This window comes from Bacillus sanguinis, from assembly GCF_018332475.1.
Lineage (GTDB): Bacteria > Bacillota > Bacilli > Bacillales > Bacillaceae_G > Bacillus_A > Bacillus_A sanguinis.
Map to the genome: position 1 here is coordinate 23,074 of NZ_BOQB01000005.1, position 23,489 is coordinate 46,562.

General features: G+C 34.6%; 19 protein-coding genes. 5 read left to right on the forward strand and 14 right to left on the reverse strand.

The window, feature by feature from the left end; all coding sequences use genetic code 11:
* Window positions 1–188 precede the first annotated feature (188 nt).
* Window positions 189–3,305, forward strand: coding sequence for an efflux RND transporter permease subunit (locus KI369_RS00470; protein WP_212954727.1), 3,117 nt, complete (start codon window positions 189–191; stop codon window positions 3,303–3,305).
* Window positions 3,306–3,332: 27 nt separating this feature from the next.
* On the opposite strand, the gene msrB is transcribed toward KI369_RS00470, so the two are convergent.
* The 6 genes from msrB to lytS form a co-directional block, all read right to left on the reverse strand.
* Complete coding sequence (gene msrB / locus KI369_RS00475) at window positions 3,333–4,298, reverse strand: peptide-methionine (R)-S-oxide reductase MsrB (protein ID WP_212954728.1); 966 nt, start codon at window positions 4,296–4,298, stop codon at window positions 3,333–3,335.
* A gap of 91 nt (window positions 4,299–4,389) precedes the next feature.
* Window positions 4,390–5,433 (reverse strand): AI-2E family transporter, encoded by a 1,044-nt coding sequence (locus tag KI369_RS00480; RefSeq protein ID WP_212954729.1) that lies wholly within the window; start codon window positions 5,431–5,433, stop codon window positions 4,390–4,392.
* 326 nt (window positions 5,434–5,759) lie between these two features.
* On the reverse strand, window positions 5,760–6,452 hold the full coding sequence (gene lrgB / locus KI369_RS00485) for an antiholin-like protein LrgB (RefSeq protein WP_000168869.1): 693 nt from the start codon (window positions 6,450–6,452) through the stop codon (window positions 5,760–5,762).
* 34 nt (window positions 6,453–6,486) lie between these two features.
* On the reverse strand, window positions 6,487–6,918 hold the full coding sequence (gene lrgA, locus KI369_RS00490; protein ID WP_212954730.1) for an antiholin-like murein hydrolase modulator LrgA: 432 nt from the start codon (window positions 6,916–6,918) through the stop codon (window positions 6,487–6,489).
* 133 nt (window positions 6,919–7,051) lie between these two features.
* Window positions 7,052–7,792, reverse strand: a complete 741-nt coding sequence (locus tag KI369_RS00495) for a LytR/AlgR family response regulator transcription factor (RefSeq protein ID WP_212954731.1) — start codon at window positions 7,790–7,792, stop codon at window positions 7,052–7,054.
* Window positions 7,770–9,539 carry a sensor histidine kinase gene (lytS, locus tag KI369_RS00500; RefSeq protein WP_212954732.1) on the reverse strand — a complete coding sequence of 590 codons (1,770 nt, stop codon included), beginning with the start codon at window positions 9,537–9,539 and terminating at the stop codon, window positions 7,770–7,772. The genes KI369_RS00495 and lytS overlap by 23 nt, the downstream gene beginning before the upstream one ends.
* A gap of 328 nt (window positions 9,540–9,867) precedes the next feature.
* Here lytS and KI369_RS00505 point away from each other — a divergent pair, with 328 nt between their 5' ends.
* On the forward strand, window positions 9,868–11,166 hold the full coding sequence (locus KI369_RS00505) for an MFS transporter (protein WP_212954733.1): 1,299 nt from the start codon (window positions 9,868–9,870) through the stop codon (window positions 11,164–11,166).
* Between the two features lie 96 nt (window positions 11,167–11,262).
* Here KI369_RS00505 and KI369_RS00510 read toward each other — a convergent pair whose 3' ends face one another.
* Together KI369_RS00510 and KI369_RS00515 are read right to left on the reverse strand one after the other, a co-directional pair.
* Window positions 11,263–12,831, reverse strand: a complete 1,569-nt coding sequence (locus KI369_RS00510; protein WP_212954734.1) for a BCCT family transporter — start codon at window positions 12,829–12,831, stop codon at window positions 11,263–11,265.
* 361 nt (window positions 12,832–13,192) lie between these two features.
* A complete protein-coding gene (locus KI369_RS00515) occupies window positions 13,193–14,263 on the reverse strand; it encodes a nitric oxide synthase oxygenase (protein ID WP_212954735.1) in 1,071 nt (356 codons plus the stop codon).
* A 216-nt stretch (window positions 14,264–14,479) separates the two neighbouring features.
* Here KI369_RS00515 and sodA point away from each other — a divergent pair, with 216 nt between their 5' ends.
* Window positions 14,480–15,106, forward strand: coding sequence for a superoxide dismutase (gene sodA / locus KI369_RS00520; protein WP_212954736.1), 627 nt, complete (start codon window positions 14,480–14,482; stop codon window positions 15,104–15,106).
* 88 nt (window positions 15,107–15,194) lie between these two features.
* Here sodA and KI369_RS00525 read toward each other — a convergent pair whose 3' ends face one another.
* Both KI369_RS00525 and KI369_RS00530 read right to left on the reverse strand, forming a co-directional pair.
* The gene (locus KI369_RS00525; protein WP_212954737.1) at window positions 15,195–16,076 is read right to left on the reverse strand and encodes an NAD-dependent epimerase/dehydratase family protein; all 882 of its coding nucleotides are present in this window, start codon (window positions 16,074–16,076) and stop codon (window positions 15,195–15,197) included.
* 105 nt (window positions 16,077–16,181) lie between these two features.
* Window positions 16,182–16,772, reverse strand: coding sequence for an AmiS/UreI family transporter (locus tag KI369_RS00530; protein ID WP_000542574.1), 591 nt, complete (start codon window positions 16,770–16,772; stop codon window positions 16,182–16,184).
* A gap of 424 nt (window positions 16,773–17,196) precedes the next feature.
* On the opposite strand from KI369_RS00530, the gene KI369_RS00535 reads away from it, so the two are divergent.
* Window positions 17,197–17,598 carry a hypothetical protein gene (locus tag KI369_RS00535; RefSeq protein WP_212954738.1) on the forward strand — a complete coding sequence of 134 codons (402 nt, stop codon included), beginning with the start codon at window positions 17,197–17,199 and terminating at the stop codon, window positions 17,596–17,598.
* A 153-nt stretch (window positions 17,599–17,751) separates the two neighbouring features.
* On the opposite strand, the gene galE is transcribed toward KI369_RS00535, so the two are convergent.
* Together galE and trhA are read right to left on the reverse strand one after the other, a co-directional pair.
* Window positions 17,752–18,768 (reverse strand): UDP-glucose 4-epimerase GalE, encoded by a 1,017-nt coding sequence (galE, locus tag KI369_RS00540; RefSeq protein WP_212954739.1) that lies wholly within the window; start codon window positions 18,766–18,768, stop codon window positions 17,752–17,754.
* A gap of 224 nt (window positions 18,769–18,992) precedes the next feature.
* Window positions 18,993–19,640 (reverse strand): PAQR family membrane homeostasis protein TrhA, encoded by a 648-nt coding sequence (gene trhA, locus KI369_RS00545; protein WP_212954740.1) that lies wholly within the window; start codon window positions 19,638–19,640, stop codon window positions 18,993–18,995.
* A gap of 164 nt (window positions 19,641–19,804) precedes the next feature.
* Here trhA and KI369_RS00550 point away from each other — a divergent pair, with 164 nt between their 5' ends.
* Window positions 19,805–20,365, forward strand: coding sequence for a DUF1836 domain-containing protein (locus KI369_RS00550; RefSeq protein WP_212954741.1), 561 nt, complete (start codon window positions 19,805–19,807; stop codon window positions 20,363–20,365).
* Between the two features lie 148 nt (window positions 20,366–20,513).
* On the opposite strand, the gene KI369_RS00555 is transcribed toward KI369_RS00550, so the two are convergent.
* Complete coding sequence (locus KI369_RS00555; protein ID WP_212954742.1) at window positions 20,514–21,752, reverse strand: putative hexosyltransferase; 1,239 nt, start codon at window positions 21,750–21,752, stop codon at window positions 20,514–20,516.
* A 243-nt stretch (window positions 21,753–21,995) separates the two neighbouring features.
* Window positions 21,996–23,441, reverse strand: coding sequence for a DEAD/DEAH box helicase (gene dbpA / locus KI369_RS00560; protein ID WP_212954743.1), 1,446 nt, complete (start codon window positions 23,439–23,441; stop codon window positions 21,996–21,998).
* Between the last annotated feature and the right edge of the window lie 48 nt (window positions 23,442–23,489).

Genomic DNA, 23,489 nt, shown 5'->3' on the forward strand with positions numbered 1-23,489 from the left:
CAAAATTCAGTGAAAACAAAGAAGTTAGGTGGGGGCTCAACTAATAATCAGTAGGAATGAAAAAATTCCCGCTGATTAAAGTTTCACTTTATTATACCATCCCTTTTCATTGACGACTGACCAATCAGTCAGTTATATTATGTATTAGACTGACCAGTTGGTCAATACAATACAAAGGGAGCGCAAACATGAACAAAATCATTAATTTCTCGTTAAAAAATAAGTTCGCAGTTTGGCTACTAACCATTATTGTTACCATTGCAGGTATTTATTCTGGGCTGAACATGAAGCTGGAAACAATTCCTGATATTACAACACCGATCGTAACAGTAACCACGGTTTATCCTGGTGCTACGCCAGAAGAAGTAGCTGACAAAGTTTCAAAACCGATGGAAGAGCAACTGCAAAATTTAAGTGGTGTAAACGTTGTTAGTTCATCATCTTTTCAAAATGCATCTTCTATTCAGGTAGAATATGATTTTGATAAAAATATGGAAAAGGCTGAAACAGAAATTAAAGAAGCTCTCGCAAATGTGAAACTGCCAGAAGGTATAAAGGATCCGAAAGTTTCACGTGTAAACTTTAATGCCTTTCCTGTTATTTCATTAAGCGTAGCAAGTAAAAATGATTCTTTAGCTACCTTAACTGAAAGTGTAGAAAAAAATGTTGTTCCAGGATTAAAAGGACTTGATGGAGTCGCATCTGTTCAAATTTCAGGTCAACAAGTAGATGAAGTACAACTTGTCTTCAAGAAAGATAAAATGAAAGAATTAGGTTTAAGTGAAGATACTGTAAAAAATGTAATTAAAGGATCGGACGTATCTTTACCACTTGGCTTATATACATTTAAAGACACGGAAAAATCAGTTGTTGTAGATGGAAACATTACAACAATGAAAGCATTGAAAGAATTAAAAATCCCAGCTGTTCCTTCATCACCGAGCGGTCAAGATAGTCAAAACGCCGGTGCCGGTGCACAAACACCACAAATGAATCCAGCTGCTATGAACGGGATTCCGACAGTTACATTAGAAGAAATTGCTGAAATTAAGGAAGTCGGAAAAGCAGAATCTATTTCTCGAACAAATGGAAAAGAAGCAATTGGAATTCAAATTGTGAAGGCTGCTGACGCGAATACAGTTGATGTTGTAAATGCAGTGAAAGATAAAGTAAAAGACCTTGAGAAAAAATATAAAGACTTAGAGATTATTTCAACATTCGACCAAGGTGCACCGATTGAGAAATCAGTAGAAACAATGCTGAGCAAAGCCATTTTTGGTGCTATCTTTGCGATTGTTATTATTATGCTGTTCCTACGAAATATCCGAACAACATTAATCTCTGTCGTTTCCATACCACTTTCTTTATTAATTGCTGTATTAGTTATAAAACAAATGGATATTACGCTTAACATTATGACACTTGGAGCAATGACAGTCGCTATTGGACGCGTTGTCGATGACTCCATTGTTGTTATTGAAAATATTTACCGACGAATGTCGTTATCAGAAGAGAAACTGCGCGGAAAAGATTTAATTCGTGAAGCTACGAAGGAAATGTTTATCCCAATTATGTCTTCTACTATTGTAACAATTGCTGTATTCTTACCGCTTGGACTAGTAAAAGGTATGATTGGTGAAATGTTCTTACCATTTGCCTTAACTATTGTCTTCGCTTTATTAGCATCATTACTAGTGGCAGTTACAATCGTGCCGATGTTAGCTCACTCTTTATTTAAGAAAGAGAGCATGAGGGAAAAAGAAGTACATCATGAAGAAAAACCAAGTAAATTAGCAAACATTTATAAACGCATACTTGCATGGGCTTTAAATCACAAAATTATTACATCAAGTATTGCTGTCCTTCTATTAGTTGGTAGTCTTGCACTAGTGCCAATTATCGGTGTAAGTTTCTTACCAGCTGAAGAAGAAAAAATGATCATTACAACGTACAATCCTGAACCGGGGCAAACGTTAGAAGACGTTGAAAAAATTGCAACAAAAGCTGAGAAGCACTTCCAAGATAATAAAGACGTCAAAACAATTCAGTTCTCATTAGGTGGCGAAAACCCAATGAGTCCTGGTCAATCAAATCAAGCGATGTTCTTCGTGCAATATGATAACGACACGAAAAACTTCGAAAAAGAAAAAGAGCAAGTCGTTAAAGATTTACAGAAGATGTCTGGAAAAGGCGAATGGAAAAACCAAGATTTCGGAGCAAGTGGCGGTAGTAACGAAATTAAACTATACGTTTACGGAGATAACTCGGAAGACATTAAGCCTGTCGTAAAAGATATTCAAAACATCATGAAGAAAAATAAAGACTTAAAAGATATAGACTCTAGTATTGCAAAAACATACGCAGAGTACACTTTAGTCGCAGATCAGGAAAAGCTAAGTAAAATGGGTCTAACGGCAGCTCAAATTGGAATGGGACTTTCTAATCAACATGATCGCCCTGTTCTGACAACAATAAAAAAAGACGGTAAAGACGTCAATGTATATGTAGAAGCTGAAAAACAAAATTATGAAACAATCGATGACTTAACAAATCGAAAACTTACAACACCACTTGGTAATGAAGTGGCTGTGAAAGATGTGATGACTGTAAAAGAAGGGGAAACTTCAAATACAGTGAAACACCGTGATGGCCGTGTTTATGCGGAAGTAAGTGCAAAACTAACATCTGATGACGTTTCAAAGGCATCTGCCGCTGTTCAAAAAGAAGTAGATAAAATGGATCTTCCTTCTGGCGTAGATGTTTCTATGGGCGGCGTTACAAAGGATATTGAAGAATCATTTAAGCAACTTGGCTTAGCGATGTTAGCTGCGATTGCCATTGTATACTTCGTTCTTGTCGTTACATTTGGTGGTGCCCTTGCACCATTCGCAATTTTATTCTCGCTGCCATTCACGATTATTGGGGCCCTTGTTGCCTTATTAATCTCAGGCGAAACGTTAAGTGTATCTGCAATGATTGGTGCACTTATGTTAATCGGTATCGTTGTAACAAACGCTATCGTACTTATCGACCGCGTTATTCATAAAGAAAATGAAGGGCTATCAACGCGCGATGCTTTATTAGAAGCCGGTGCAACACGCCTTCGCCCTATTTTAATGACTGCAATTGCAACAATCGGAGCTCTTATCCCGCTTGCATTAGGATTTGAAGGTAGCGGCTTAATTTCTAAAGGACTTGGTGTAACAGTAATTGGTGGATTAACAAGTTCAACGTTATTAACACTTCTTATTGTTCCAATTGTTTATGAAGTATTAAGCAAATTTAAAAAGAAAAAAGCAAAATAACAAAAAATAACCTCGCAGTTAGCGAGGTTATTTTTTATTTCCAAACAAGACTAAAAAATCACCGTATCCTTCTTTCTCTAACTCTTCTTTTGGAATAAATCGAAGTGCTGCGGAATTAATACAGTAACGAAGGCCATTTGCTCCTGGTCCGTCCGGAAATACATGCCCTAGATGTGAATCCCCTTCCTTACTTCTCACTTCTGTACGCGTCATATTATGACTCACATCCATCTTTTCTTTCACGCTTGCTGACATAACTGGCTTTGTAAAACTAGGCCATCCACACCCACTATCAAATTTATCTATCGAAGTAAACAAAGGCTCACCTGAAACGATGTCTACATAAAGACCTTCTTCTTTATGATTCCAATACTCATTTTGGAAGGGCGGTTCAGTTCCACTTTCCTGCGTTACATAAAACTGCATGTCATTGAGTTTTTCTTTTAAATGAGCATTATCTTTTGGCCAATGTTGTTTAATAAAGGCATCTCTCCCTGAACCTTTACGATATAACTCATAACGGAATGTATTTTTCTTATGATATCCTTGATGATATTCTTCAGCTGGATAAAACATAGCAGCTGGCAAAATTCTCGTCGCAATCGGCTTTGAAAAACGCCCACTCTTCTCGAGCTCTTCTTTTGATGCTTCTGCTTTTCTATGTTGTTCTTCATCGTGATAAAAAATCACTGTTTCGTAAGACTGCCCGCGATCGTGGAATTGCCCTCCAATGTCAGTCGGATCAATTTGTCTCCAATATATATTTAATAACTCTTCATACGGCATTTTATTTGCATCAAATGTAATTTGTACCGCCTCATAATGTCCCGTCGTTTCCGAGCACACTTCTTTATAGGTTGGATTTTCTTTATGACCACCTGTATAGCCAGAAACAACCTTTATAATTCCTTCCATCTCTTCAAATGGCGAAACCATACACCAGAAGCACCCTCCAGCAAATGTAGCTAACTCTATTTTTTCATTTACAGCCATTACTTCACCCCTATTCTATCTTCTCCTTACAGTATGGCACACGAAACATCATGTTATAAAAGAAAAAGCATCGAACATCGATGCTTTTTCTTTACTCCACTTTATTTTTTCTGGTGTCATTCTCCATTTCATCACTTGTCACATCTAAGACATCTAATAAGAAAATGAAGATCGGAATACCGATAATTAATCCCCATACACCTAAGAAGTGTTCTGAGAAGATTAATACCATAAATGTATAGAAAATCGGTAAATTTGTTTTTTGCGACATGAACTTCGGATTTAACACGTAACTTTCAAGCGCATGAATCACTGTTACGATAACTAAAATATACACAACATACATAATACCGCCGATATTGTAAGCAATCATACAAAGCGGGAATAATGAAATGATAACCCCAGCTACTGGAATTAAACCGAGCAAGAAGATCATTAACGCTAAACCTAATAATTGTGGGAATCCTAATATCCATAGTGCAATAACGGATAGAACACAGTTAACAACTGCAATTAAAAATTGTGCTTCAATTACTTTTCCGAATGAACGTGCAAATTTCTTACCGAAGTACTCAATTTCAGTATAGAAAATTGCAAGTCGGCTTTCTTTAAATTTTGCAGTAAAAGCAACGATACGAGCTTTTTCCAATAAGAAAAATAAACTTAAAATTAAAGAAAGTAACACTTGAAGGCCAAATTTCCCAACATTCGTAATCGATTTATACAAAATGTCAACGCCTTGTCCTACATATTTCGAAAGTTCCATATGATTGACAGCGTTAACTGCATACTTAATTAATTCACTATCTGGTGGGTTTCTTAAAAATACGTTAAATTGATAAATTAATTGTGAAATTTGTATTGTTAATACTGGTAAATATTTAAATAGCGTAATAGCAATTCCACCAATTAACATGACATATAGAAATGCTATAATGAGCTTTCGATTAATGGGCATAAAGTGGTCTAATTTGCGAGAAATAAACTTTTGGAATCGATCCATTAAATACGTAAGAATAAACGTAATTAATATTAAATTCAACATACTTTGCAGCCCATATAACACGAGAGCAAGTATTACTAATACGAGTAACCTCTGAAATCCTTTGCTTTGAAACAGGTTTTTTATTTGCATAATCGACGAGTACTCTCTCCTGTCCTATAAAGTAAAACGTTAATAAGTAGATTTTTCTCTCTTTTCTACTTTTAATTATTCATTCATATTAAGATTTTTATAAGCTCATTATACGCCTACCTTAGCAGATCTATAGTAGCTTACTTCTTATTTTACAATACAATGACCTAATTCAAAACGTATTCTACAAAGTATTAATGAAGATTTAAGGAAACTTACATTTTGTTAAAAGAGGTCTTACCACTACTGTAACATAAAAAGCAAGCTATCAGTAGAAATCTGTCCTACAAATAGCTTGCTTTTCGCATTTTTTTAAGTAAGTTTTACTATCCAATAAACGGCATAAACATCGGTATGACAACTACAGTTACAACCCCAACTACTGTTACAGCAATACTTGCCATAGCTGCCTCTACTTCACCCATTTCAATTCCTACTGCCACTCCTAATGCGTGACCTGCTGTTCCAAGTGCTAAACCTTTTGCAATTGGATGTTTCACTCTAAATGTTTTTAAGAATAATGCTCCTAATGCGTATACAATAACTGCGTTAAAGATTACTGCAAACGATGTAATTGCTGGTATACCACCGATGCTCTCAGAAATTGGTAACGCAATTGCTGTTGTTGCTGCTTGTGGTAACATTGAATTCATTACTGCTGTATCTAAACCAATTGCTTTTGCAACAATGAACACGACAATTACTGAGCAAATGGATCCAACTACGATAGCCGATAAAATTTGCCACCAATATTTTTTCAACTTATCCACTTGTTTATATAATGGAATTGCAAACGCGATTGTTGCTGGTTCTAAGAAGAAACTAATCATTTTTCCACCAGTATTATATTCTTCAAAAGTAAAGTTACCTACTTTTAGAAAGACAATCCCTAATACCATCGCTACGAATAATGGTGTGAATAAGAAGAATCCTTTTGAATGCTTAAATAATAGTGTTCCGATTCCGTATGCTATTAATGAAACAACAATTCCGAAATATGGAGTCATTGTGCTTGCCATGTTCATTCCCTCCTAACAATATACACTAAATTAGTTACGCAACTTTTCCGTGCTTGCGTCCTTTATTTACTACTTTCAATTCTTTCGTATCTTCTATTTCTTTGTCATCTTTTCCTAAAATAAATTGTGCAAATAATCCTGTTACAGCGAGTAAAATAATTGTTGCGACAACAATTACAGTTAAAATTTGTACAAAATATTGTCCCATTACACCAAGAGAATTAATAACCGAAATACCTGATGGAACGAAAAGGAATCCGATAATACCTGTTAAAGCTGTTCCGAGTGATTCAACTTGTTCCAATTTAATAACTTTTAAACATAATAAGCTAAATAGAATGACTAATCCGATTACCGATGAAGGCATCGGAATTGGTAAATGTGTTGCAATAATATTAGAAACTAACATAATAGCTGAAAATATGAATGCTTGTGATAAGAAACCATATACTTTTTTCGTACTCATTTTGGCCACCTCTTTCGATTTGGTAACTTAATTGTATAAGATAGAAACAAAACTGTAAGCGTTTACACAATAGAACGTCAAATATATAAAATTAGTTACAAAAATAGGTAGATGAAATGCAAAAAGCTACTTCTTAAATACGAAGCAGCTTTTTGAGTTCTTTTGCATATGTACGGCTAACAGGTACTTTCGATCCTTCTTTCATAATTAAATTATATGTAGAGTTGAACCATGGTTGTATTTCTATAATATGATTAATATTTGCAATAAAACTACGATGAACACGCATAAAACTTACTTGTGGCAACTTCTTTTCCAAAATGACAAGTGTATCATGTGTTACATATGTTTCTCTCATCGTTTTTACTGTCACTTTTCCGTCCACAAGTCCTACATATATAATATCTTCAATATTCACAAGTACAATCGATTCCTCAATTGGTAATGCTAATTTATGCATCTCGGTCGTTACGTCTACACTCTTTACTTCTTGTTTTGTTTCTAATTTTATTTGTTTTTGCTTTTTATATTTCTTTAATGTCTGTACGATACGTTCTTCATCAAATGGCTTTAAAATGTAATCTAACGCATCTACTTCAAACGCTTGCAGCGCATATTGATCATAGGCAGTCGCAAACACAATTGCAGGTGGGTTTTTCATCTTCTTTAATATATTTGCGATTTCAAATCCGTTATCATCAGATAATTGAATATCTAGAAATACAATATCTGGTCTATTGTTCATTAGTTCCTCTAATGCGTCTTCCACACAATCAGCCTCACCAATGATCTCAACTTCCTTCGTTCTCTCTAATAAATACTTTAGTTCATCACGTGCTAACATTTCATCATCAACTACTAGTACCTTTAACAATCCTCTCTTCCTCCCCTACTTTTTTTGGAATAACAAAAGTAATCTCTGCCCCTTTATTTAATTCACTTTCGATATGAAGCATCGTTTCTTTTCCAAATAACCCAATAAGACGTTCATTAATATTATATAAAGCTGTTCCAGTCCCTTTCTTTGACGAAACTACCATCTTTCCTAATTGTTCTAAACGTTCTTCCTCAATCCCTTGTCCATTATCCTTTACTTCAAAATGAACCATACCCTCTTTTTCAAAAACATGCACTTCCACTTCGCATACTGGTTGCTTCTTCGGAAAAGCGTGTCGCAACGCATTTTCAACCAATAGTTGAAGAACAAACGGTGGTACTAAAGTTGTCTTTAGCTCATCCTCAATATACATCCTTACTTCATACTTATTTGGAAACCTTGCTTGTTCTAGCGATAGGTATGCCTGTACATGGTTTAACTCTTGTTCTAGTGGAATCAATAGCTGACGTGCCCCTTGCAAATTACAACGGAAATACACGCTAAGCTGCAATAATAACTTCCTTGCCTTTTCTACATCTGTTCGGCATAAAGCTGATACTGTATTAATCGCATTAAATAAAAAGTGCGGGTTAATTTGTGCTTGTAATGCCTTTATTTCCGCATCTTGCAATAATTTACTTTGCAACTCGGCTTCACCTAATTCAAGTTGTGTAGAGAATATTTTTGCTAACCCTTCTGCTAATTCCTCTTCCACACGACTTAACTGGTTAGGATTTTTGAAATACAGTTTTAATGTCCCTATTGTATTTCCATGTGAAGTTAGCGGAATAACAATCGCAGCTTGCAAAGGGCAGCCTTCATGTTGACAATTAATGACCTCACGGGATTTCGCTTTCATTATTTCCCCTGTGTGTAACACTTCTTTCGACAAACCGGTTATTAAACTATGTGAAGGAATATGGTGATCTGACGCTAATCCAACATGAGCTAATATTTTCTCTGTATCTGTTAAGGATACCGCATCTGTTCCTGTAAAGCGGTGAATAATTTGTGCCACATGCTTACAAGATTCTTCTGTTAAGCCTTGGCGAAAATACGGTAACGTTTTATCTGCAATACGTAATACCTTATGAGTCTGAAGTGCCTTTGCGTTCTCTTCCTGGCGCAGAATAGCTTGTATCATAGAAAGCAAAATAAAACTTCCGAAACTATTTACAAGGATCATTGGTATCGCAATTGTTTTCACGATACTCATTCCATCCTCTACAATTAATAGGATCATAATCATTTCTAAAGAAACGATAAACACACTTAAAACCGCTGAAAATTTAGGCGTAATTGCACGATTATATTTTTTGAAAATATGTCCAATATATCCAGTTATAATGCCTGCTAAAATTGACGAGATTGCACAACTTAGCGCTGTCGTCCCGCCAAGCATATAGCGGTGAATACCAGCAATCGATCCTACTCCAATTCCAACAATAGGTCCGCCAAGCAATCCGCTAATTCCAACACCCATAATACGTGTATTCGCGATTGTGCTCGATGAAGAAACACCCTGTAGCCAATTTTCATTCATAATCGTATTACCTGCTATTTCAATCCCGGTGTAATTGCTTACAATTGTAAACACCGAAAAAATACAAATAAGCTTAAGCTTATCTACATAACCATCTTGCTTATGAAGAAGGCGCCTGAATGTTTTAATATGCGAAAGTAAAAATCCTAAAATAACAATAAGTCCGACGCGTTCAATCATCATAAGTACTAAATTTAGCATCTGTGATTCATTCCTTTTTATATGAGTTAGTTTTATTATGGGAAAATAATGAAGTGGGCGTCAAGAAGAACGAAATATCTTTTGGAATATTTTACACATAACTATCCACTCTTTATTTGACAATCTAATAGAAGAGTGCTAAAAATAAAGTAATATAATACAGTCCTTTAACCCAACCCCGTGAGGTTGAGAAGGAAGTCGGAATATACTATACGTATGGTCTTTTTTAGGGATACGTATGCTTTTTTGGCCTTCTCATCATATCAGGTGAGAAGGCCTTTTGTTATTCTTCCATAGCGACTGTAGAAGAAAATAAGGAGGAGTAATGATGAACGTCACTACTGATGTACAATCAACAACAGAGGAGACGAAAGAGAAAAGATATAAAACATTATTTGGCTCTGCGCTAGGATATGCAGCAGAAGGTTTAGATATGTTGCTCTTATCTTTCGTACTCGTCTACATTTTAAAAGAATTTCATTTAAGCCCTATTGAAGGTGGAAACTTAACATTAGCTACCACAATAGGAATGCTAATCGGGTCTTATTTATTTGGATTTATTGCTGATTTATTTGGGCGTATTCGTACGATGGCCTTCACAATCTTACTATTCTCACTAGCAACAGCACTTATTTATTTCGCAACAGATTATTGGCAATTATTAATTCTTCGCTTTTTAGTTGGAATGGGAGTTGGTGGTGAATTCGGAATTGGAATGGCCATCGTAACTGAAACATGGTCTAAAGAAATGCGGGCTAAGGCGACATCTGTTGTTGCGCTCGGATGGCAATTCGGTGTACTAGTCGCTTCTCTCCTTCCAGCATTTATCGTCCCGCATTTTGGATGGAGAGCTGTTTTCTTATTTGGACTCATTCCTGCTTTATTAGCTGTTTACGTCCGCAAAAGTTTAAGCGAACCGAAAATATGGGAACAAAAACAACGATACAAAAAAGAATTGCTACAAAAAGAAGCTGAAGGTAATTTAACAACTACTGAGGCGGAACAACTAAAGCAAATGAAAAAGTTCCCACTTCGAAAGTTATTTGCAAATAAAAAGGTAACGATAACGACAATTGGTCTTATTATTATGTCATTCATCCAGAACTTTGGATATTATGGAATTTTCACATGGATGCCAACTATCTTAGCGAATAAATATAACTACACATTAGCAAAAGCGAGCGGTTGGATGTTCATCTCTACGATCGGCATGCTAATTGGAATTGCAACGTTTGGTATTCTAGCCGATAAAATTGGTCGCCGCAAAACTTTTACAATCTATTATGTCGGCGGTACTATATACTGTCTCATTTACTTCTTCTTATTCACAGACTCAACATTATTGTTATGGGGAAGTGCATTGCTTGGATTCTTTGCAAATGGCATGATGGGAGGATTCGGGGCAGTTTTAGCTGAAAACTATCCTGCTGAAGCTCGCTCGACAGCAGAGAACTTTATTTTCGGAACAGGACGCGGTTTAGCTGGATTCGGACCTGTTATTATCGGCTTACTTGCTGCAGGTGGAAATTTAATGGGGGCACTATCTCTCATCTTCATTATCTATCCAATCGGTTTAGTTACAATGCTACTATGTGTCCCAGAGACGAAAAATAAGGTATTAGAATAGATTGAAACCGTATCCTTCAAGAAAAGTAGTTGGATAAATGGGAAAGAGGAAGTATCTCGAATGAGATGCTTCCTCTTTTTATATACATACAATTATTTATTTTGATTTACTAGCTTTTTGGAACAAGAAGGAAGTTTTCTCTTCTTCTTTTACAATACCTTGTCTTAAGGCTAATTCCCCTGCAACTTTAGGCGCTAGCCATAGCATTGGGAATAACAGAATGGATACCGGGACAGCTGTTACTACGATGAATGATTGCAATGCATTAATACTTCCTTCACCCATGTATAAAAGAATCGCTGCAACTGTTCCCATAATAAGCGACCAAAACACTCGCAAACTGATTCTAGGATCTCCATCTCCAGTCACTGCCATTGAAATCGAATAAGCCATTGAGTCTCCTGTTGTCACTACAAATAAGATTGTTAATAAAAGAAATGCAGGTCCAATAATATGAGAGAGTGGCAGTTGCCCTGTAATTGCAATCATAGCTGCTGGCATACCAGATTCACTTAATGCGGTCGAAATAGAACCAGGATTCATTAACTCATAAAATACACCTGATCCTCCCAAAATCGTAAACCAAAACGTTGTAATAATAGGTGCAATAATTCCAATTGCAACGATGATTTCTCGGATTGTTCTGCCTCTTGAAATACGGCTCACTAAAATTGCCATCATCGGTCCGTATCCAATAAACCATCCCCAGAAAAAGATTGTCCATGATCCTAACCAACCTGTATCACCACGATATGTGCTCATTGGAATAAATTCATTTATATAAAATCCAAACGAAGAAACAAATGAATCAATAATAAATCCACCTGGTCCAAACAGTAATACGAATACCATTAATAAAACTGCTAACCTAACATTTAAATTACTTATAATTTGAATCCCTTTATCAATTCCCGTTACCGCAGATATAGTAGAAACGGCTACTACACAAACAATAATGGCTAATTGAGTAGTAAACACATCAGGAATGTTAAACAATGCTTGTAACCCATAACTTGCTTGTAGTCCTAAAAATCCGATCGGACCAATCGTCCCTGCAGCTACCGCAATAATGGCAAATGCATCGATCATTGTTCCAAGCAAACTCTTTCGCAATTTCTCCCCAAAAATAGGATATAAAAGCGTTCGAGGTTTTAACGGCATACCTTTATGATAATGCCCATACATCATAACTACCGCACTAATTGTACCTAAAATCGTCCAAGCGAGGAAACCCCAGTGCATATAACTTTGTGCTAAAGCAGGCATGACTGCTTCTTTCGTCCCAGCAGATATACCTTCATGTATTGGTGGCACCGTCATCAAATGGTACATCGGCTCTGCGGCTGCCCAAAAAACGCCACCTCCGGCAAGTAATGTAGACATAATAATAGCGAGCCATTTTGTCGTACTAATCTCAGGTTTTTCTAGCCCCCCAAGTTTAACTCTCCCATATTTCGAAAATGCCATACACATTGCAACAACAAATGTACCAATTAATAACACCTGCCAAAAGGCACCAAAATATTTAATTGAAGCTGCAAAACTATTATTAATAACTTTCTCTACGTAACTTTTATTTAAAATAACTGCAATTACAAATAATAAAAGTGAGCCACCACTAATAAGAAATACAGGCCAATCCGTTTTTCGACTCTTCATCCTCATTTACAATTCCTCCTTCCTCAGCAATCTAAAAAAACAACTTTATTATGTTTTATCGTTTACACCTAAAACATAATGATTATATAAGTATAATAATTCATCGATTTTCTACACACTTATGTTGTCCCTAAAAATATGCTAAATCCCTTATTTAAAAGAAAATTTCTATTCCTATTACATAAAAAAGCAAAACAAAAGACCTTATATTTCTATAAGGTCTTCGAAACAGAAATTTGATTATAACATAAGGAACTCCTTGGTTCAAAAAGCTCCTTCCAAAAATAACCGAGAGTAAAGGCTTCCATTTGCTACGTAACAGTAATTAAAAAAAATTATCTTTGGCATAAAAAAACTATACTAAATATCATTTATGAAAGAAATTCGGCTTCAAAATTTCATTCGGATAAGGCTTATGATAAATATGAGTGGTAGCTGGTGACAACGGTGGAATGAGCCACACCCAATTGCCAGTGACAACCCGTCCACATGCTGCTTCTTGCTTCTCAAATTGTTGAAATTGTTGTGCAGCTGTATGATGATCTACAATACTAACTCCTTGTTTTTTGAAGGAGTGTAATACAGCAATATTCAACTCAATTAGTGCCTTGTCTTTCCATAACGTACCGTTTCTCGATGTATCTAACTCCATCATCTCTGCAACAGCCGGAAGTAAATTATAGCGATCATGATCCGCTAAGTTACGCGCCCCAATCTCTGTTCCCATATACCACCCATTAAACGGAGCGGCTGTATAGGAAATGCCCCCAATTTCTAAGCACATATCTGAAATCATTGGAACCCCATACCATTTTGCTCCAAGTGATGAAATCGGGTATTCTGGATGTTCAATTGGCACCTCTTTTACTTCTTCTCTCGGAATTTCTTTATATATAGGTGCCTTCCCATTTATAGAAAACACAAGTGGCAATACATCGAAATTCGTACCTTCTCCTTGCCACCCAAGTTCCTGACAAAAATCCGTAAATACAGTGGAATGAGAGTCACCAATCACTCCCATTTCTGTTTTATATCCTGCATATCGAATCAATTGGTGATTATAAATGCGTATATTATTTTCTTCACCTTGATATTGCTTAAAAATTGTAATTGTTGGTTTCACTTTTCCATCGTTCGTTGCATATTTAATATGATGAATTAATGCATTGTATACACCTTCTTCATCATTTACTTCACGTGCATCTAATATATGCATCTTACTCCAAAATAGTCTTCCGATACATCGATTACTATTGCGCCATGCCATTCGTGATCCATGAACAAGTTCTTCAAATGTATGCTCATACGTCCCCGTCTTCTCTATCTCAACTTGAATTTCTTTCATTCTCTCTTCTATGAATTGTTCTTTATTAAGCTCTTTATAGCAAATCTTAATAAACTGACTCGCTTCCTCGATTAATTGTTTCGTTTTACTCATAAACGATCTCCTTCTATTTCAACAAAACGTTACTACCTTACAGTATAAGCAAAAAGAATGAGAGTCACAAATGAAAGTCGCAGTGTTACTTTTATTGTAATATTTTTCAGAAAATTAAAGAGATTACTATTGACTTCTATAAAAAATAGGTGTATTTTTGACTCAGGTAAATTATTTTTACCTAGGCCAACTTTTTGAGTGAAAGGAGGGAATGTCATGTCTTCATTTCAATTGCCAAAGCTTTCATATGACTATGATGAACTAGAGCCATATATCGATAGCAACACACTTTCTATTCATCATGGAAAGCACCATGCGACATATGTAAATAATTTGAATGCCGCATTAGAAAACTATTCGGAATTACATAATAAATCTTTAGAAGAGTTACTATGTAATTTAGAAAATTTACCAAAGGAAATTGTTACAGCTGTCAGAAATAACGGTGGTGGACATTATTGTCATAGTCTTTTTTGGGAAGTAATGAGCCCGCGGGGTGGCGGCGAGCCTAATGGAGACGTTGCAAAAGTAATTGATTATTATTTCAATACCTTTGACAACTTAAAAGATCAACTGTCTAAAGCAGCTATTAGCCGTTTTGGAAGTGGTTATGGGTGGCTTGTTCTTGACGGTGAAGAACTTGCTGTTATGAGTACACCGAATCAAGATACACCTTTGCAAGAAGGTAAGATTCCATTACTCGTCATCGATGTATGGGAACATGCCTATTATTTAAAGTATCAAAATCGGCGTCCAGAATTTGTTACCAATTGGTGGCATACGGTGAACTGGGACCGGGTAAATGAAAAGTATTTACAAGCAATTCAATCACAAACACATTAGTCGTGCGTATAAGGTAAGTTTGGTAATGTAAAATTAGTATTGTCGAAATCCTCCAGAATCCCCCGGATTGCCACCGGGGGATTTATGATTATTTCATTGCATGTATGTAATAATGTAATACTTTTTCTAGTTCTATTTTCAACTCTCGAAACGGGAATCCTAATTCATTAGCTTTTCCATTATGTACTGTACAATTAATTACTTCATTATAAGGCGCTACATTATCTCCTACTTCTTTAACCAGTGCTTTTATTCCCATATTTTCTTCTATAAAACGAATAATTTCACGAGTAGAAACTACCCCATTGCTACAAGCATTAATTGGCCCTTCTATATCTTTTATCCCGCACCAAGCTAGAAATTGGCCTGCTTCTTCTTCATGTATAAATGTCAACTCTCCATCTAGATGATTCACTGCGACAGGTTCTTCCCTCACAATATGTTCAACGTAAAATTGTAACCTTTTCGTATAATCATTTTCTCCAATAACAACTGGAAAACGCACTGCAACAACTGGGAATGTTGCTTGTTGAAATACAGCTGCTTCAGCTAATCGCTTGCCTTCGCCATAATTAAAATCCTTCCTATCCCCATACGTAATGGCATACTCATACGGATTAAAGTTCTCTTCTAACGAGCCTATTGCTGGCTCGTAAACAGCCATTGAAGATGTCATAACGTATTTCTTAGTTTTTCCTCTTAACACTTCACATATTGCCTTCGCTGCATTCGAGCTATAACATAAATTATCGTATACGATATCATAACTTTTATCTTCTAGACGCTCTGCTAATTGTTTTTCATCTTCTCTATCTACAATCAGTCTATTTACTCTACTCCCAAAAGAATCCTCCGTAATTCCTCTTGTCGCAATCGTTACATCGTGCCCATCTTGCAAAAGTGCCTCTACTAAACGTTTACCAAAAAATCTTGTTCCCCCTAGCACCAATACTTTTTTCAACTTCATCATCCCCATTTTGATAAATTGTAAAATACTACCTCTCTATTATAAATGCTAACATATAAAAAGCATGGAATTCGTTTAACGATTCCATGCTTTTCTACAGAAAATATATTAACGTACTCGATATTTATAAATACAATAACAGAAGTATAAAATAGAAATTACGGATACATAAACCCATAGTTCATATACAAATCCCTCTCCCCATACTCCCATAAAATAAAAGAGTGAAGGTAACGTCAATGTTACCCATGATTGCACAAAGGCAATCCTTCCAAGATATTGATTAATATTCTTTTTTTGTGTATTTAATACAAAGAATAAATACCAAAGTAATGCCCACATAAACCACGTTAATGCATTCACAACATCGTGGAATTGAACAAATGAAACAACCATATAGAACAAGGCAATAATTGCTACCCACATACAAAACCAACCTAAACCACTACTATCCATTCCTTTTATAAAAGTAACACCTACATATAAATAGGTTAATCCAAATAAGAAAGTAGCTGCATATGAATACACTGTCCAATTGCTTTGGTCAGAAATCATGATCAAATAGAACGGAATAATAATTTGTAGTGCACCTACAAATAAATTAAAAACACCCGCACTTTTCATCTCTGCTTTTCCTAATATAACAAGACTATTCAAAAATAAAGCTGCACCCGAAAGTAATAATCCTACGTAACCCATATATCCTCATGTGAAAACCTTACGTTTTCACACTGTCCCTCCCTATCTTGTAATATTATATTATTCCTTATTCTCCTTCTTACTTACAACTACATACAAAGTTTTTTCGGAAATAAGTCAGACTTCCTACCTTAAAAAACAATAAAAAAATCCTTTTGATATATGTCATACAGTAACGTTTTCCATCAAAATGTATCACTCAATAAAAACGCTTTCAATAATAAGTAAATTAATCAAAAAGCTAATAGGATTATTTGATTATAAACGCACTTTAACAATGATACAAGTATTGGAATATTATTCAATATTTCATTTTTTATTTCTATAAAAAATTAATAGAATAATGTATTTTCCCTATACCATTCTATTAATGATCTGCATAGAATATTGTACAATCATATTAAATTAGAAAGGTCTGATATTTATGCCTCTTCATTATCCACATCAATCTGTTATTCATTCAACAGGTGTATTAACAAGAGAGCCTGCAACAGTTTCAGCAGTAATAAACATTGTAAATTTAGATGCATATTACGCACATTATGTAAATATAGAAGTGTGGGATTGGTCTAACTATTCTAATCCTGTAAAATTACCTGTACTAATTGGTGAAGATACAGTGGTAGAATTCCCCTACCTTTTACAAGGCAACAACCTAGCAGTGTTTTATGCTAATTTAGATGAAGCGATTAATTTGTATGAAATTCGTATTTCTTATCCTACTCATTCCAATATTATTGCAAATTGTTTCGGACGAAGCGTACCGCCTTATACAAGTCAAGAAGGTAATACGGTATTTCATAAACAACTTGTTCGCGTTCATTAAAGATTATTTTCTCTATCACCAATTTATATATAACTAGTTACTATTCAAACGCTGTGGTCAGTAATATTTTATTACATTATCTTTCCTAAAATGAACATATTACTGACCTCAAGCAACATAATAAAGAATACAATTTATTATATACTAACTCGTTTAAATCATTTGATAACCATTTTTATTATTTACCTGCCATCTCCAAGAATCTACACACATTTCTTCTAACCCATATTCCGCTTCCCATCCCAATTCTCGTTTTGCTTTAGATACATCAGCAAAACATATCGCTACATCACCAGGACGACGCCCTATCACTTTATAAGGTATTTTTTTACCTGAAACCTTCTCAAAAGCCTTTACCATCTCCAACACGCTATACCCTTTACCTGTGCCAAGATTATATGCCTCAATTCCTTTCGTCTCAAGTACTTTCTCAAGTGCTTTTACATGTCCTTTTGCAAGGTCAACAACGTGAATATAATCACGGACACCTGTCCCGTCTTTTGTTGGATAATCGTTTCCGAATATATTTAGTTCCTTTAACTTACCTACCGCTACCTGCGTTACATATGGCATTAAATTATTCGGAATCCCGTTTGGATCTTCTCCAATACGGCCACTTTTATGTGCTCCAAATGGATTGAAATAACGAAGTAATGCAATACTCCATTCATCATCAGCTTTTGCTACATCACGCATAATTTGCTCAATCATTAATTTTGTTTGCCCATACGGATTTGTCACACTTAGCGGAAATTCTTCTGTAATTGGTGATGTTTTGGGAACTCCATATACAGTTGCAGATGAACTAAAAATAAATTTTTTAACATTATGTTTCTGCATCACATCACATAGTATGATTGTACTTATTATATTATTATAATAATATGTAAGGGGAATTGCAGTTGATTCCCCTACGGCTTTAAATCCAGCAAAATGTATAACCGCTTCAATGTTATTTCTCAAAAAAATCTCATTCATTTTTTCACGATTTAAAACACTTTCTTTATAAAATTCAAATTGTTTTCCTGTTATTTCTTTTACTCGGTTTAAAGATTCGATTGAACTATTTGAAAGATTATCTACGACTATAATTTTATAATTATTATTTAATAATTCTATACACGTATGACTACCAATATATCCTGCTCCACCCGTTATAAGTATCGCCATATATAGAGTCCCCCACTTATTATTAATTATAAAATTTTATAACCTTAATACACATCTATCCTATCACAAAAAGACTGATAATTCTTGAAATTTATTTTTAATTATTATTTATATAAAAAAGAGCCACATAACCTTTACGTTATGCAACTCTTCAACATACATATGTGTCGATATTTTTATTTATTAATCAAGAAAAGTAAAAATCAATCGGAAATTTCATATTGTTAAATTACGTAGTAATATACACTTAAAAAGTGGGCAAGGCTCCCTAATAACACGAACACGTGAAAAATTTCATGATGCCCCATATGTTTAAACTCTAACCATTTTGGCTTTGTTCCATAAATAAATCCACCAATTGTATAAAGAATGCCTCCAAGCACTAGAAGCACGATACCTCCTGCACTTAAGTTAGCAGCTAACGGTGCAAAGAACAGAACAATTAACCAGCCCATTGCAATATAAATTGCTGTTGATAACCATCTCGGGCAACTAAACCAAAACATTTTAAAAGCAATACCACAAATGGCAGTTGCATAAACTAAACAAAATAATAATAAACCGTTTGCGGAATGTAATGTAATTAAACAAAATGGTGCATATGTACCTGCAATCAATATAAAAATCATAGAATGATCTAGCTTCCGAAAGAAATAAATAACACGTTCACTGGCTACCACACTATGATATACAGCTGATGCTGTATATAGAACCATCATTCCGATGCCAAACAAAATAACAGCTGTAATCGCCGCAAAAGATGGCATCTTAATAGAAACTTTTACAAGCATAGCTAATAATGCAATAAATGATAATACAGCTCCTCCCAAGTGGGTAAAAGCATTAACCGGTTCCCTTATATAAGCATTCATATAAACACCCCTCATATAATTACATGTAGTTTTAATAACTACATGTAATTATATACGCATTATTATTAGAGGTCAACATTTACAATTCATTTGTTTCGTAATACCATATTTAGAGATAAATTTAACATTATGCTCCACTAAGTTATAAAAGCGAGGGGTTCTACGTGGAAAATATAAACAAATTGCTTGAAACATTACATTTAGAAAAAAATATTACGCTTGAGGATATTCCAAATGTCGACTTGTATGTAGACCAGGTTGTCCAACTATTTGAAAATACTTATGCGGATACAACAAGAACCGATGATGAAAAAGTATTAACAAAAACAATGATTAACAATTATGCAAAAGGTAAACTGTTTATTCCAATCAAAAATAAAAAATACTCAAAAGAGCATATGATTTTAATTAGCCTAATTTATCAATTAAAAGGGGCTCTTTCCATTAATGACATAAAAAGCTCCTTAGAAAATATAAATGAATCCTTATTAGGCGATGATTCCTTCGAATTAAATACGCTATATAAAGATTATCTTACCCTTACCGAAAACAACGTCGAACACTTTACACAAGACGTAAATAACCGTGTTTCAGAAGTAAGTGAGATTTCTTCCTTAGAAGATCCGAACCTAGAGAAATTTTTATTACTAACATCATTTGTGTCGATGAGTAATATGTATAGACGCTTAGCTGAGAAGTTGATTGATGATTTAAAAGAGTCCTAATAACTATCCGAATGATTGTAGTATTTTAGAAATTATATTTTCTAAGTATCCTCTCATGTTTATTTTTCTATTGGGATTTTACTCTTTCAAAATAAAAAAGTACATTTTGCATACTGGCAAAATGTACTTCTCTCTAAAATAATAATTTTTATTGTTTCTTTATTAGCAACTCAAAGCGATCACAATACTCTTTTACTAATAATTTACACATAGCATAGAAAATAAAAACATTAATAGTAACGATAAACATTCCCATATTCGTATTAGAGCCCGCATACAGAACCATTACTATATTTAAAAAGATTGTTAACGTTAATCCTAAAGCTATTCCTGTCCACTTCATTTCATATAGCAGTAAAAAGATAACAAATACTAATGCTGGGAAAGCATATCTCTCATGCATTTGCGTAGGTAACATAAAGAACGCAAAACTTATAAAAGTCGCTGCTTTTAATAGAACTGCCGTATTCATATGGCGATGGAAAAAGACATATAAACAAGTTAATGCCGCTGCAATAGACAAGAGTATTAATCCAACTGTTTTCAATGTAATATGTGGTAAAACTTGAATAGTATCTACCGTATTAGGATCCGTACCAATCGCGTAATACCAAATATTCATAGCAAATACAGTTACCGTTGGGAAAGTACCCACCGCATTTAAATATGCTTGTGTTAACATAGTAATAAATGTTCCATGAGCTGCGAAATAAAGGCCGAATATTAATAACGGGACACAGAACCCTATTATAAATTTAATTAATTGCTTACCTTCTCTTTTTTCAAAAATGATTTTTAGGAAATACATAGCAAATACAGGTGCAATTACGATTGATTGAAATTTAGCTAGTAACGCTATAGCGTAAATAGCACCAGACCAAGTTGGCTTAGACATTAGCAATAAAATAGAACTAACCATCAATATACTATGTAACATGTCTACTTGACCCCAAATGGTCCCATCCACTATAACCGCTGGGCTAAATGCAAAAAATGTCACTAATGCTGCTCTCACAATCGAATTTTCTATCCTTTTAGAAGCCATAGCAAAAATAATTATAGCTACTACTTCAAATGCAATTGATGGGACTCGAATTAAAACACCAGCAGCATCCACGTATATATTAAAAAATGACAATATCACCCCATAAATACCTAAAAGAGCTAAGAAAAACGGAGGGTAGTTTACTAAGTCCCCATGTGCATACACATCACCTAATCCATATTTACCTACCGTGTCCATCCAATCCACGAAAAATAGTTGATCTCGTTCATATCCTTCTAAATGAAATGCTAAATATATTCGTAATAAAAGAGATGCAACAACTACTACAATCAAATAAAAATGAAGCCATTTAAAACTCCACCTATCTTGAGTAAAATTCATTTAATAAACACCGTCCTTACTTTTTATAGCTTACAACAATTAAAATAAAATTGATTTACTTATATAAAAAATATACCTCTAAATGAATTAACAAATTTCCCATTAAACGGTAGAAAAATCAAATAAAAATACTAACATACAAAAAAATAATCGTCAATCACGTATTAGTTAAAGTCCATTCACATTATCCGCTCTATAAGTAAGCCTCAAAAAAATATCCACCTTTAAAGTGGATATTTTCATTTATTTAATTGCCTCATGAACTTTTAATTGTTTACCTTTTATCGTTGTATTTCTCATAACCTTTAAAACAAGTGGTCCTTTTCCATTTAATATTTCAACATAAGAAACATTGTCTTGTATTGTAATAATACCTATATCATCAGCAGAAACACCTTGAATTTTAGCGATTGTTCCAACGAAATCTACCGCCCTAATTTTCTTTTTCTTTCCACCATTAAAGTACAATTTCATAATTCCTTTGTTTAGGTCTGCATTTTTATCTTTCTTTATAATTGGTTTAGCATATATCTTTTCTTCAAATACTGCTTTCCCTTTTATAACTTCTTCTTTTGAAGGTGCCAGTTCCTTTGGAATTTCAAATCCGATATATTCCTCAATCTCTTCTAAAAATCTATTTTCATAAGGCGTTATAAATGTAATAGCTTTTCCACTATTACCAGCTCGTCCCGTTCTTCCCGTACGGTGTACATAGCTTTCTTTTTCTAATGGAATATCGTAATTAATAACATGTGTAATATTATCAATATCAATTCCTCTCGCAGCTACATCAGTTGCTACTAAATAACGGAACTTTCCTTTTCTAAAATCATCCATAACTTCAAAACGATCTTCCTGTACCATACCACCATGTATTTTGTCACAAGGATAATTAACTCGTTTTAGCTGTCTATATACATGATCTACGTTTTCTTGTGTACGACAAAAAATAATACAACTGTCTGGATTTTCAATCATAGTTACATCCTTAAGAAGTGAAAGCTTCTCTTCTTCCCTTACTTCAAAAAGGGTATGTTCAATTTTTTCTGTTGTAATCCCAGCTGCTTTAATTTCAATATGAGTTGGTGCATTCATATATGTACGGGATAACTTTTCAACATCTTCCGGTAAGGTTGCTGAAAATAGCATTGTCATTCTTTTTGTAGGTAATTCATCAATAATTGCCTCTACTTGATCGATAAAGCCCATATTTAGCATTTCATCTGCTTCATCAATCACTAAATATTTCAATCGCTCTAAAGACAGAGTCCCTTTTTCAATATGATCCAACACACGTCCTGGAGTCCCTACTACAATATGCGTCTTTTGTTTTAACTCTAATTTTTGACGTGCAAATGGGGATTTACCATAAATTGCAGCAGCTTTAATTCTTTTGAATCGCCCTATATTCGTAATATCTTCTTTCACTTGAACAGCAAGTTCCCTCGTTGGTGTTAAAACTAATGCTTGTGGTTTATTCTCTTCCCACTCTACCATTTCACAAAGTGGTATTCCGAAAGAAGCCGTTTTTCCACTTCCCGTTTGCGACTTTACAACAAGATCCTTCTTTTGCAATGCAACTGGAATAACCTCTCCTTGCACTTCTGTTGGATGCTCATATCCTAAACCAGTAAGTGCTCGTCTTACTTCTTTACTTAATGCATAATTACTAAAGCTTTTTTTACTCATATATTAACCTCATTTGATTTTATATTTAACCTATTATGTTCTTCATAC